This window comes from Faecalibacterium sp. DFI.5.82 (assembly GCF_029076575.1).
GTDB lineage: Bacteria > Bacillota > Clostridia > Oscillospirales > Ruminococcaceae > Faecalibacterium > Faecalibacterium duncaniae.
Genome location: NZ_JARFIS010000688.1, coordinates 1 through 303 on the forward strand (window position 1 = coordinate 1; position 303 = coordinate 303).

General features: G+C 42.6%; 1 pseudogene. It reads left to right on the forward strand.

Annotated features, from left to right (window positions below):
• Nucleotides 1–16: 16 nt before the first annotated feature.
• Nucleotides 17–303 (forward strand): annotated as a pseudogene (locus P0G09_RS18460) (site-specific integrase); the annotation flags it as partial.

Genomic DNA, 303 nt, shown 5'->3' on the forward strand with positions numbered 1-303 from the left:
AGAAAGGAAGATTTCGATGTCAAGGAAAGGATTGAACATCTACAAAAGAAAGGATGGCCGGTGGGAAGCACGCTACATAAAGTCGCGAACCGCACAAGGTAAACCTGTATATGGCTATTTGTCTGCATCATCGTATCACGAAGCACGTAACCGTTTGCAGGATGTGATTCGACTTCCAGGCAACGCCCCTAATTCTAAAGAGATGAGTAAAGGTTCAGTCTTTGAGTTCTTCTCTATAGAGTGGCTTGATACCTTTTCAACAAGCTTTAAAGAGTCAACCTATATCCGTTATCGCACTCTAAT